13 protein-coding genes and 1 riboswitch are annotated in these 12095 nt (G+C 33.7%); of the genes, 10 read left to right on the top strand and 3 right to left on the bottom strand.

Annotation, left to right across the window (positions count from 1 at the left end; genetic code table 11):
• The first annotated feature begins 50 nt into the window (after positions 1 to 50).
• Positions 51 to 1100, top strand: a complete 1050-nt coding sequence (locus ACLBXA_RS23425; protein WP_001070938.1) for an NAD(P)/FAD-dependent oxidoreductase — start codon at positions 51 to 53, stop codon at positions 1098 to 1100.
• A 195-nt stretch (positions 1101 to 1295) separates the two neighbouring features.
• Here the strand turns inward: ACLBXA_RS23425 and ACLBXA_RS23430 are convergent, their stop codons facing one another.
• The gene (locus ACLBXA_RS23430) at positions 1296 to 1664 is read right to left on the bottom strand and encodes a hypothetical protein (RefSeq protein ID WP_000235474.1); all 369 of its coding nucleotides are present in this window, start codon (positions 1662 to 1664) and stop codon (positions 1296 to 1298) included.
• Positions 1665 to 1850: 186 nt separating this feature from the next.
• Between ACLBXA_RS23430 and ACLBXA_RS23435 the strand changes: the two genes are divergently transcribed.
• The 7 genes from ACLBXA_RS23435 (at position 1851) to ACLBXA_RS23465 (ending at position 7628) form a co-directional block, all read left to right on the top strand.
• The gene (locus ACLBXA_RS23435; protein ID WP_001998970.1) at positions 1851 to 2090 is read left to right on the top strand and encodes a helix-turn-helix domain-containing protein; all 240 of its coding nucleotides are present in this window, start codon (positions 1851 to 1853) and stop codon (positions 2088 to 2090) included.
• A 234-nt stretch (positions 2091 to 2324) separates the two neighbouring features.
• Positions 2325 to 2849 (top strand): hypothetical protein, encoded by a 525-nt coding sequence (locus ACLBXA_RS23440; RefSeq protein ID WP_000051518.1) that lies wholly within the window; start codon positions 2325 to 2327, stop codon positions 2847 to 2849.
• A gap of 20 nt (positions 2850 to 2869) precedes the next feature.
• Positions 2870 to 3319, top strand: coding sequence for a hypothetical protein (locus ACLBXA_RS23445; protein WP_000443833.1), 450 nt, complete (start codon positions 2870 to 2872; stop codon positions 3317 to 3319).
• A 162-nt stretch (positions 3320 to 3481) separates the two neighbouring features.
• Positions 3482 to 4150 (top strand): hypothetical protein, encoded by a 669-nt coding sequence (locus ACLBXA_RS23450; RefSeq protein ID WP_001004281.1) that lies wholly within the window; start codon positions 3482 to 3484, stop codon positions 4148 to 4150.
• A 238-nt stretch (positions 4151 to 4388) separates the two neighbouring features.
• Positions 4389 to 5654 carry a hypothetical protein gene (locus tag ACLBXA_RS23455; protein ID WP_000434723.1) on the top strand — a complete coding sequence of 422 codons (1266 nt, stop codon included), beginning with the start codon at positions 4389 to 4391 and terminating at the stop codon, positions 5652 to 5654.
• Between the two features lie 137 nt (positions 5655 to 5791).
• On the top strand, positions 5792 to 7018 hold the full coding sequence (locus ACLBXA_RS23460) for an ATP-binding protein (protein ID WP_001046097.1): 1227 nt from the start codon (positions 5792 to 5794) through the stop codon (positions 7016 to 7018).
• Positions 7019 to 7247: 229 nt separating this feature from the next.
• Positions 7248 to 7628 carry a hypothetical protein gene (locus ACLBXA_RS23465; protein WP_000424116.1) on the top strand — a complete coding sequence of 127 codons (381 nt, stop codon included), beginning with the start codon at positions 7248 to 7250 and terminating at the stop codon, positions 7626 to 7628.
• A 134-nt stretch (positions 7629 to 7762) separates the two neighbouring features.
• On the opposite strand, the gene ACLBXA_RS23470 is transcribed toward ACLBXA_RS23465, so the two are convergent.
• Entirely contained in the window at positions 7763 to 8395 is a 633-nt protein-coding gene (locus tag ACLBXA_RS23470; RefSeq protein WP_000862976.1) for a cyclase family protein, read from the bottom strand.
• Positions 8396 to 8480: 85 nt separating this feature from the next.
• A riboswitch (SAM riboswitch) is annotated at positions 8481 to 8593 on the bottom strand.
• A gap of 151 nt (positions 8594 to 8744) precedes the next feature.
• Here ACLBXA_RS23470 and ACLBXA_RS23475 point away from each other — a divergent pair.
• The gene (locus tag ACLBXA_RS23475) at positions 8745 to 9854 is read left to right on the top strand and encodes a PRK06851 family protein (protein ID WP_000147466.1); all 1110 of its coding nucleotides are present in this window, start codon (positions 8745 to 8747) and stop codon (positions 9852 to 9854) included.
• A 111-nt stretch (positions 9855 to 9965) separates the two neighbouring features.
• Complete coding sequence (locus ACLBXA_RS23480) at positions 9966 to 10748, top strand: nucleotidyltransferase domain-containing protein (protein ID WP_001208229.1); 783 nt, start codon at positions 9966 to 9968, stop codon at positions 10746 to 10748.
• 13 nt (positions 10749 to 10761) lie between these two features.
• On the opposite strand, the gene ACLBXA_RS23485 is transcribed toward ACLBXA_RS23480, so the two are convergent.
• Positions 10762 to 12063, bottom strand: a complete 1302-nt coding sequence (locus tag ACLBXA_RS23485; protein ID WP_001183099.1) for an MFS transporter — start codon at positions 12061 to 12063, stop codon at positions 10762 to 10764.
• Between the last annotated feature and the right edge of the window lie 32 nt (positions 12064 to 12095).

Genomic DNA, 12095 nt, shown 5'->3' on the forward strand with positions numbered 1-12095 from the left:
TATTTTATTGAGAATGATAATCAATGACTAGTAGCTGAGGAGTGACACGAATGAATCAAGAAGAATTGTTTGATGTAACTGTGATAGGCGGAGGACCTGCAGGGCTTTATTCAGCTTTTTATAGTGGACTCAGAGAGATGAAAACGAAAATAATAGAATTTCAACCACAGTTAGGTGGAAAAATACATGTTTATCCAGAGAAGATGATTTGGGATGTAGGAGGGCTGCTGCCAGTTACAGGTGATAAATTAATTGAACAACTTGTACAGCAAGGGCTAACATTTAAGCCAGAAGTGGTATTAAATACAAAAGTAGAATCGATTATTCGTAACGAAGATGGCACTTTTACGTTAAAAGCAAGCAATGGCGAAGAACATTTTTCAAAAACAGTTATCGTCGCAACTGGAAGTGGTATATTGAAACCTCAAAAGTTATCAATTGAAGGTGCTGAGCGATTTGAAGTATCTAATTTAAATTATACAGTGAAATCTTTAAAGCGTTTCAAAGGTAAGACGGTCATTATTTCCGGCGGAGGAAATTCTGCGGTTGATTGGGCAAATGAATTAGAACCAATTGCGAAAAAAGTGTATGTAACATATAGAAAAGAAGAATTATCTGGTCATGAAGCACAAGTAAAACAACTGCTGAACAGCTCGGCGGAGTGTTTCTTTAATACATCGATTACAAAACTCATTGCTGGTGATAATCATGAAGCGATCGAATATGTAGAATTGACAAATCATGAAACAGGTGAGGTTTCTCATTTACCTATTGATGAAGTTATTATTAATCATGGATATGAACGTGACATTACATTATTAGAAAATAGTGAGTTAGACGTTGCGATTATAGATAATTATTATATTGCAGGTAATGCAAATAGTGAGTCTTCAGTAGATGGATTATATGCTGCTGGAGATATTTTAAAGCACGAAGGGAAACTACACTTAATTGCAGGTGCATTCCAAGATGCTGGAAATGCTGTGAATAAAGCAAAGCAATTTATCCAACCAGATGCAAGTGAGTACGGAATGGTTTCTTCTCATAATGAAGTATTTAAGAAGAGAAATCGAGAACTGATTAAACAGATGATGAAATAATAAGGAACAAGTATACCCCCACATACTTCTCTATTCAAATGGATGAGAGATGTACGTGGGGGTTTTCCTGTTTACTATATTTTCAATCATTATAATGACACCGGTTTCATCAGTTCATATGATATGAACATTTTATTGGTAAAGCATCCTAGAAAACAATTTAGCTATGTTTTGCTTACGCAGAACATGGCTAAATTACGCTGTCCCTTTAGCGCGTTCATTAGGAAATGGCATATTTAGTATAGAAGCAATATATTGTTTTCCATGTTTTCGAGCCAATGATTCTAATATTTGACGGACGCGTTTTGTAAGATGGCCTTGTTTTTTGATGGCTTCACAATATGCGTCATAGAAAGCATATTTAGCCCAAAGGAAATCATCTTGTTGGAATAAGAAATGATTTTTGTACCATTCACCAATTGTATGATAACAATTGTTTTCATGTATTGCTGTGCTTTGAGAAAGAAAACGATCAGATAAAGATACATTCAAATGAGAAATTGTGTTTTCTGTTTCAACTTGTAGTGTTTTTTCTAACATTGTAATGATGTGACGAGTAGCCATATGTTAACTCTCCTTTGTGTAAATGGGTAATACCATTCTATATTTAAAAAATTCTTACTATATAATACTATACAATATATGGAATGCATCTACCTGCTTTTTGAACTGCATTTACAAAATCTTTTTTATTTGTTTACAAAAATAAAGTAAAGTAAGATACAGTATAGATGAAAAAATAATAAAGGAATGAACGCATTGTATATAACAGTAGAAGAGACTGCGGAGTATTTGAATTTACCGAAATCGTATATTGAAGAGTTAATTCAGCAAAAGAAAATTCGTGCGCTATTCGATGGAGAGCAATATTTAGTAAATAAAGAACAATTCAATACACATTTAGAACAAATGGAGAAATATAAGCAGTTAGTGGAAGAAATATTAAATGAACCAATTCCAGAAGATATGGATGTTAAAGACGAAGACTAAACTTTGGGAAATCCCGTATGAAGATATGCAGAAATGTATCTTCATACGGGATTTTTGTTTAAATGTATCAAAATCCTAATGGGCACGCAGAATTTCTTATATTTTTGATAGGTAGTAGTCTACCATGTTAAAAGCATATTTTTTTCTAGCTAGGACAAACATAGAGAACGTAACCTGTACAGATACATATACTATCAGTGCAAAAGCTTATAAATTAATGGAAGGGGTTTTCTCGTGAGTTTATTTCATTGTGATTTTCTGAAAGACTTAATTGGATCTTTTGTGAGAGTAAACAGGGGTGGTCCAGAATCTCAAAAAGGAACAATAATATCAGTATGTCCGGACTACTTCGTATTGAAGAATGAAAAAGGTGAGCTTTATTACTATCAACTTAGCCATCTGAAAAGTATTACGAAAAATGCAAAAGACTGTGGATCAAGTGATTGTGATTGGGAAGATTGCGAATGTGCAGACGACTTTGAAGCACTACTTCTAAGCTTCAAATATTGCTGGGTGAAAATTAATCGCGGTGGTCCAGAGAAAGTGGAAGGCATTTTACAAGATGTTTCTTGTGACTTCGTTACATTAATTGTAAAAGAAGAAGTTATATTAATTGCAATAAAGCATATTAAAAGTGTTAACTATAATGCATTAGCATGCGGAGAGAGCGATGAGAGCGAAGATAGTAATAGTAAGGAAAGTAGTAGCGATAATTCAGGTCGAGCTCGCGCACAAAGACAGTCAAGTAGAGGAAGATAATAAGAAAGGAGGATACAAATTTGGAAAGTATATTATGCTGTGAGCAAATTAAATGCTTAGTCGGTGAGACTGTAAAAGTAAATCTTCGTGGACCAGAGAGTCGAGTGGGGGTACTTGTATCGTTAGGGAGAGATTACCTTACATTACAACTTCCTCTTGGTGAATTAGTATATTACCAATTGAAACATGTGAAGAGTCTAGCTAAGAAAGTGAAAGAAAGTAAATGTGGCGATTCCTATGTTTCATGTTTCTGCTCTGATGATGATACTTTTGTCGATGTATTACGTGACTTGAAGTATAAGTGGGTAAAGATTAATCGTGGCGGTCCAGAATGTGTGGAAGGATTATTAAGTGAAGTGCATGAAGAATGTATTACACTAGTAAACTGCGATGAAGTCATTTATATCATTAATTATCATATTAAGAGTGTGAGTCAAGTAGTGAAATGTAAAAAGAATGAAGATGAATAATGTTTAATAAATAAGAGGGGCATTATGAGGGAAAGAGAAGAACAATTTCTTATTTCGATAGTATGAAAAGGAATTACTTACTATTAAGACAAAACATTGCCCTGATTATTTTTTTTGAAACGGAAGATAGGAAAGCTGATATTCATAGGAAGGAGGATATAGATGAATGAGTTGAATAAAAGTATTGGAGAAAATATATATGTTAAATTAATCGGTGAAAAAAGATTTAAAGGTGTATTAATTGATGTAGGAAATGATATCGTTGTTCTTTACAATGGACAAGATTACGTATATATATCTTTATATCATGTACAATACTATAAATTTTTAAGACCATATGACGAAGAAATATCAAAACCAGATGTTGATTCTGTAATTAAGAGGGAATCACCTTCAATTTCTTTGAGAAAAGTATTAAGTACTTCTAAAGGTATTTTTACAGAAGTTTATGTAGCAGGAAATGCTCCAATACATGGTTATGTTACAAGTGTGATGAACGATTATATTGTTTTTTATAGTCCGGTTTATAAAACGGTATATATATCTTTAAAGCATTTAAAATGGTTAATTCCGTATAAAGAAAACCAAGTACCGTATGCCCTCAATAAAAATGAACTCCCCGTAAATCCGTTAAATATTACGTTAGCTAGAACGTTTGAAGAACAGCTTATTAAAATGACAGGGAAAATTATGGTGTTCGATTTAGGTGAGGAGTCCAATAAAATTGGAAAAATGGCGAAAATTGATGAAGGTCATATTGAAATATCAAAAGCACGTGATGCAAAAATGTATGTGAATATTCAACATGTAAAATCCGTCCATTGTCCGTAGATTAGTTGGAAGGGCTGGCTTTTTCTTTTATATGCAGAAGAAAAGGTCGAGCCTATTTATTTAGTTTAATTTGGATATGAGGGGAAAAATGAATTGAATATAAATATATTATAGTGCGATCTTTTAAAAATAATTTTGCACTACTTTATAAAGAAATATGTACGAGCTATCTTTTTATGTATTCAATTTATTTTTTGAGGAGGAGCTGCTCAACTAATTTATTAAAGGGGTTTTGTTTGTGGAGCAGTTTCCGAATTCGTTATCAATTACATTGCTTGGTAGTGCTGGTGGAGCAGCAAAAGCAGTTTTAGCAATTTTAAATCAAGCGATAGCAAATGAAAAAGATCCAATTTATGAAGTATTAAAGAATGCCAAATTTCATTTGGTGGATATAAAACAAAAAGATAGGACTTATTATGATGAGTTGTTTTCGAATTTGAAAGGTCGCTTATATTTATATGAAATAAACCTTCAAAATGTAGTGGAATTTAAACAACATTTAAAAGAAAAAAGAACGAGTGTTGTGATTGATGTTTCAGGAGCAGATACAATTAGAGTATTAAGCTGCTGTAATGAACTAGGAATTTGTTATATTAATTCAGCCTTGGAAAATGAGGCCGTAGATCAGGACGATAGCTTAATCGGCTTTCAGCTTACGGAAAGATATACAAGGTTTGAGAAGGAGAAAGAGAAATTTACAAATACAAAAGCGATTATAGGTTCAGGTATGAATCCAGGTGTTGTTCAATGGATGGTTGTTGAACTTATGAAGGAACGACCAAATGAAAGGCCAAGAGCATGTTATATTGTAGAACATGACACGTCGTTTTTGAATGATATAGCGCTTATAAAGCCACATACACTTTATGCTTCATGGGCAGTAGAGCGATTTTTAGATGAAGCAATCTGGAGTTATCCGATGTATATGAGTCAACATCGTCCTCTTTACTTTTATGAAGATGTATATGCTTCAGAGTATAAAGTGAAGTTGGGAGAAAAAGAATTCTATGGTTGTTTAATGCCACATGAGGAAGTATTAATTTTAGGGAAAAACTTTAATATGGAAGTTGGTTTTCTTTACCGAATTAATGAGTATACAACAAATATAATTAGACAGAATTTAGACCAAGTAGAAGATTTATGGAACTGGAATCGTAAAGTGTTTAATCCAGCGGAAGAAGAGGTTGCTGGAGAGGACTTGGTCGGTGTGTTACTCGTTTATGAAAATAGTGAGACATATATGTATAATGTGATGAATAGTAGCCAAGTTTTTCGTAAATATAAAACGAATGCAACGTATTTTCAGGTAGGGTGCGGGATTTATGCGGGCTTGTCCAGTTTACTTTTAGATCGCTTTGAACAAGGTGCTTATTACGTCGAGGAGTTGTTATTAAATACAGAAAGTAAGTACGGTGAGTATTTAAATTTATATATGAAGGATTTTGTAATGGGGCATAATAATTTTACTGATGGATTGTTACATGACAGGGTAAGATGGGTGTAATTTGTTACCAAAAGGAAGGAGAGATCTCCTTCCTTTTAGTATTATAAGGTTAAATATTGCCCTGAAAGCAATTTCATACTTATACTTTAAGGAGATAACAATGAAAGTTTTTTGTATCGATCAAGGGGAGTTTTTATATGAACAAATACAAGAGCTTGATTTATGAAGAAAGAAGAGCCTTAAAGGTATTTATATTATTATTCTATATTATATTCTTTTTATATGACGCTATATATTATTTTGTGTATCCTGCTATGAATATTAGTGGAACAGCGGTAGGTTGGCCAGAAGGTAGTCTTGGGATAGGTGTGCCTATATTTGTAATAGCAATATTTCCTATTTCTATATACCTTCAAAAAAGAGGGTATGTATATTCTGTAAAATATTTATTTTTATTTGGGTACATGTTTATCAATCTTGTTAATAATTTAATGATTTATTTGCGAACGGATAGACCTTTTGAACATGGTAGTATGGTAGAAATGTTATTAATTTTATTTGCCCCAGTTTTCGTGAATAGAAAATACTTTTATTTAGTTTCCTTTAGTGTAATTGGAAAGTACGTATTTTTCACATTGCTATTACAAGATTTAAAAGTGGTAATTCCACTTGTTTTATGTGTATTCTATTTCATTATTTCACATTCTTTATTAAAACGATTTCAATCTTATGTAAGAACAGTGGTTGAAATGATGAACAATATGAAAGAGACGGAAAATTTAGCTGTGATTGGAACTATGTCTACAACAATTGCCCATGAAATTCGAAATCCGTTAACAGCGTTAAAAGGGTTTACGCAAATGCAAAAAGAAAGAAATCCAGCTGATACGATGAGCTACGACATTATGTTACAAGAAATTGAAAGGGTTAATGGATTTGTTAGTGAATTGATGTTGTTAGGAAAACCAAAGCCAACAAATTATGAAAGGTGTAATATACGAGACATCCTTCTATATGTTGTGCATCTAATGGAAAGTTATGCAATGCAATATAGAGTTAAATGTCATTTACAAGTAGATGGGAATTTACCGGCTATAAACGGTGATGATAAGCAATTAAAACAAGTGTTATTAAATATCATTAAAAATGGAATAGAATCAATGCCAGAGGGCGGAGAAATTCATATCCGTGCATATCAAAAAACGCAAGGACATTTGTGTATTTCTGTTGAAGACCAAGGATTTGGTATAGAGAATGAAAAGTTGGAAAAAATCGGCAAGGCATTTTACACAACAAAGGAGACTGGTACAGGACTTGGATTAATGATTACATATAAAATTATTAAGGAACATCAAGGGAGTATCACAATCCAAAGTAGTCTAGGAGTAGGAACGAAAGTAGAAATTTTTCTGCCGACCGTTTAATGTATTGGGAGAAAAGATTTTTCAGAAAAGTGTTCTTGTTGTGTAAATATAAACATTTTATAAAATATTTCAAGAAGGGTTTTTTTTATAAAATACTTCGTTTATAATGGAGGAAAATATCGACATGAGATTGATTACTCATGTAACGGTTCAGTAGTGTTATGAAAAGATAAGAAGGGGTGCACGCGCATCCTTTTTTCTATGCAGATATTATGAAAGAGGTGGTATGATGGAATTAACATTAAATTCGACTGTATGTTTACACACGATTCAATTTCGAAAAGAGCAAAAGAATTATATTGTAAAAGATACAATTACAGGAGAAAAATATGAAATGCCGCCACTTTGGATTGATGCATTGGCAATGATGCGTGACGGTTTTTTATTGGGAGAAATTGAGGAGAAATTAAAAGAAGAGTATCCATCTGAAGAAGTGAATATGTTAGCATTCACGAGGCAACTGTTAGAACTAGAACTTGTTGAAATGGTAGATGGAGAAGAGATAGCTTGCACAAAGAAGAAAGAGATAGATTGTTTAGCTTGGGTGCGTCCCCGTGTGGAACAATTCTTTCTTAATTTAAATAGAAAATATAGAAGCAAAGACCAGTAGTGGCCTTTGCTTTTTTTAATCCCGCTATTTGCCGGGCAGTAAGACCCCCACCTCAAAATTCAGCGGAAGCAAAGAAGTTAGGTGTGGGATGAACAAAACCCCCACTGATTAAAGGTTCACTTTATAGGTTGTGTTTAAAATATAACAGCAAATGCTCTTGCGAAAGCACCGTCACTATTTTTAATTTTTAAAGGTGCGGCTGAGAAAAAGAAACGTTTTGTTTCGATAGCATCTAGATTTGTTAAGTTTTCAATTAAGTAAATATTATTCCCTAGTAATATGTGATGAATCGGTGATGTTTCTGTTGTGACTTCATCAGGAGAAATGAAATCTAAACCGATAGATTTTACTTTTAATTGAACTAATTCTTCAGCTAATTCTTCAGAAAGATAAAATGCTTCTTTCTCATAAGCTTCTGTATTCCATTTGGTGGATAGATTAGAATGAAAAATAACAATATCACCTTCTTTTATGTCAGTATTATGCAATACTGCCTTAGGTAATTTTCGCTCTTGAATATGTGTTACATCTATAAGAACAGCTTCACCTACAAATTGATCCAGCGGTAATTGATCGATGGTCGTTGCGCCTGAAATAAAATGCGCAGGAGCATCACAATGCGTGCCAACATGAACGACAGAATGAAAATCTGTAACTTGATAGCCTGATTCTTCAACACTTGTAACAGCTTCTAGTTGTATTTTAGGTGTTCCAGGAAATTGAGACATATTATTTTCAAATGTTTGCGATAAATCAATTACTTTCATTTTACATACCTCCAATATATATTTTTCAAATAATAAAAAGCTCACCCTTCAATATCAAGAAAGGTGAGCTTTACATGCTAGTTGAGTTTTATCTTCCAAAATGCAATGCATTTTGCAGGAATTAGCACCTATTCAGTTTGTATAAACTGAGGTTGCTGGGCTTCAAAGGGCCGGTCCCTCTGCCTCTCTTGATAAAGAAGTATTCAGTTTTTTTGAAAACGGAATTTTCCGATAGTTAAATTGTAATTCATTTCCTTTTTTCGTGCAATACAAAATAGGTATTCACCCAAATAAAGCTGCTCGCATATTGTAGGTTATGTAAATAGAATGCTGCGAAGGAGTGAGTGCAGTGACAGGAAATGTATTAAATTATTATGCTGGTGGTAATACAGCTAGGGGATTTCACAATTTATACGAAGAGAATTTAAAAGGATTAGACAGATTATTTATCTTAAAGGGTGGCCCAGGAACGGGAAAATCTTCTTTAATAAAGGCAATAGGTCGTGAATGGATTGAAAAAGGATATGATATTGAATTGTTACATTGTTCTTCTGATAATAAATCGGTTGATGGTGTAATTATCCCAAAATTAAAAGTAGGAATTGTTGATGGGACATCGCCGCATGTTATTGAGCCAAAAATGCCAGGAGTTGTTGAAGAGTATATAAATTTAGGAATTGCTTGGGACTCAGATAAACTAAGAAAGCAGAAGTTAGAAATTGAAAGATTTGTTTCAGAAGCAAGCAAAGCTTTTCAGTCTGCTTACGCACGTTTTAAAGAGGCATTGGTTATACATGATGAGTGGGAGAAGATATATATTGATAATATAGATTTTAATAAAGCAAATGAACTAACCAATCAGCTAATCCAGAAATTATTTGCAGATAAAAGCGGGAGACAATCGCTTGTAAAACATCGTTTTTTAGGAGCTGCTACACCGAAAGGAGCAGTTGATTTTGTTCCTAATTTAACAGAAGGGTTACCACATCGTTATTTTATAAAAGGGCGCCCAGGCTCTGGAAAATCAACGATGCTCAAAAAGTTAGCTAAGGCAGCTGAGGAAAAAGGGTTTGAAGTTGAAGTATATCATTGCGGATTTGACCCGAATAGTCTTGATATGGTTATCGTAAGAGAATTAGGATTTGCAATTTTTGATAGCACCGCACCACATGAATATTTTCCAAGTCGCGAGGGTGATGAAATTATTGATATGTATGCCCTTATTGTTACGCCAGGGACGGATGAGAAATATGCGAAGGAAATTCGTGATGTCTCCATTCAGTATAAAGCAAAAATGAATGAGGCGATGTCTTTCTTAGCGAAAGCAAAATCGGTTCGTGATAAATTAGAACGAATTTATATTGCTGCTATGGATTTTTCAATAGTAGATGCATATAAAGAGGAGATTCAAAAAGAGTTTGAACGAATTGCTGCTACTGTAATTGAAAAGCAACAATAGACGTTTTATTAGGCTGTCAGTAATTTCTGACAGTTTTTTTAGTATGTAGTAAAATTAATAGTGTATTGTCGAATTTCCAAGGAAATAATCAAAAAATGGAGTTGTTATGAAATGAGAGAGAAAATCGAGTTGGAGTTAGAAAGAATTGAAAAAGAGAATGATGTGAAAATTTTATTTGCGGTGGAATCAGGGAGTCGTGCTTGGGGGTTTCCATCGAAAGATAGCGATTATGATGTTAGGTTTATTTATATACATCCAGTAGAATGGTATTTATCAATTCATGATAAACGAGATGTAATTGAATATCCAATTAGCGATGATTTAGATATAAGTGGTTGGGATATTAAAAAGGCATTGCAACTATTCGCGAAGTCGAATCCTGCTTTACTTGAGTGGATTCGATCACCAATTTTTTATTCGAAAAACTCTAATTTTCCAGAACTACTTCAACAGATGAGTGAGAAGAATTTTGATCCAAAAGCAACGATATATCATTATTTACATATGGCGTCGAAAAATTATCGTGAATTTTTGCAAGGTGAGAATGTAAAGCTGAAAAAGTACTTTTATGTATTACGTCCCATTTTAGCTTGTAAGTGGCTAGAAGAGAAAACGACTTTACCTCCTGTAGAATTTGACCGATTGATTACAGAATTATCATTAGAACGTAGCGTATTAGATGAAATTGAAAAGTTGTTAATAAAGAAAAAAGCAGGTACTGAATTAGATGTTGGATTGAAAATTAAGGTGCTAAATCAATTTTTAGAAGAACAAATTCATTACTATCAGGAATATGTAAAAGGAATTGAAAAGGGATCAGGAATCGATATTGAGAGTTTAAATACATTGTTTCGAGATATGTTGTTTGAAGCATATGAAAAAGAGCACAAGTAAGTTTGTGCCCTTTTTATTTTGTAGGAATGAAGAAAACAGATATAGCTGCGATAAGACCTGCAAAGGAGAATAAGTAAAAATTCCATGCTAAGTCATATTGCATTGTCATAATAATACCGACAAGAATTGGGCCAGCAATTGCACCAACTCGGCCAAGCCCCAGTCCCCAGCCTAAGGAGGTAGCTCGGATATGTGATGGGAAGTATTGTGTTACATATGCATTTAATATTTGAGTAATACCGACTGATCCAATACCAGCAAGGCCAATTAAAAGATAAATGATTGTAACAGATGGTTTGATTGTTAATAGTCCGATACATATAGCTGCCATAAGATAAGAGATGCTAATAACAATTTTTGCTCCTATACGATCAGCAATTGCTCCAGCGAATAATGCGCCGATAGCTGCGGTAATATTTAGCATAAGTAGAAATGACAGACTAGACCCAAGAGGATATCCTGCCTGGCGCATCATCTGTGGTAACCAAGTGTTTAAACCGTATATTAAAAACATTCCCATTATATAAGTAATCCAAAAAAGTAGCGTTGCTTTTATGTATTCTTTTGAGAATAACGTAGTAAATCCATTTTTCTTTTGTATAGTAGATGGAGCTTGATGAGTTTTATTTTTCACATGAAATTCAATTGGAAAACGATTAAGAATTTGGTTCACTTCTTCTTGGCGATTACGTGATAATAAAAATTGAATGGACTCAGGTAAATAGCGAATAATGAAAGGAATGAGGAGTAGTGGAATCATTCCGATACCAAACATAATTCTCCATCCGAAATCTTCTAACATAAATATAGACAAAATAGCACCTAACACGATACCTAAAGGATAGCCAGTAAACATAAGAGCATAAATAAAAGATTGCCTTTTTTTGGGTGAATATTCAACAGTAAGTGCTGAAGCTGTTGGGATAACACCGCCTAATCCGATTCCTCCTATAAATCGAGATAATCCAAATAACTCAGGAGAAGGAGCGATAGCCGCTAAACCCATTGTGATAGAAAAAAGTGCTAAACAGCATATAAGCGTCCATTTACGTCCAATTAGATCTGTAATCGTTCCAACTAGAATAGCCCCAATAAACATCCCAAATAAAGCATAGCTTGCAATTGTGCCAGCGTGCGATGGTGATAGCGCCCAGCTTTTGTCTTCTAGGAGCTTTGGTAGAACGGCACCGTAAATACCTAAATCATATCCATCAGCTAAAATGGCTAGCCAACAAATAAAAACAACAAGTTTTGTAATAGAGCTTGAAAAGATAGTTTCTGTAGATTCTAGATGAGGTGGAGCTGAAGGTTGCATAATATTCCCCCACTTTTTAATTTGTAGATGAA

The sequence above is a fragment of the Bacillus sp. D48C genome (assembly GCF_053345735.1).